The sequence below is a fragment of the Paenibacillus sp. EKM211P genome, from assembly GCF_011066175.1.
GTDB classification, from domain to species: domain Bacteria; phylum Bacillota; class Bacilli; order Paenibacillales; family Paenibacillaceae; genus Paenibacillus; species Paenibacillus polymyxa.
Map to the genome: position 1 here is coordinate 1 of NZ_JAAMNS010000062.1, position 366 is coordinate 366.

The 366-nt window shown below is 42.1% G+C and carries 1 protein-coding gene; it reads right to left on the reverse strand.

What is annotated here, in order from left to right:
* A partial coding sequence (locus G9G57_RS25355) for an IS110 family transposase (protein ID WP_164965687.1) occupies nt 1–366 on the reverse strand: 366 nt, incomplete at both ends.

Consider the following 366-nt stretch of genomic DNA (forward strand, 5'->3'; position numbering starts at 1 on the left):
GTCTGTACACACATCTTTGAAAGGGACTCATACTGTCTTGTAAGATAGCGCAGATTGAGAAGTTGCACACCTCTTTTTTTAAAAGGTTCAAACTCTTCCTTGTAGTGCAACTCTCCCAATAGGTAAGCGTCCGCAGCATCCGTCTTTACTTTACGAAGTTGAGACTTTCTAAGCCGATTTGAGATGAGCGGATTAATGATAATGTAAATGTAGTGATGTTCTTCTAGGAACTGAACAACGGGACTTTGGTAATGGCCGGTTGCTTCTAGAATAAGCAGAGGACGTAGTTTGGATGCAGTCTCAACATCCTTCAAAACTTGATGTAAATTTGCTAGGCCATCACGAGTGTGCTCGAAGTGGAATGTC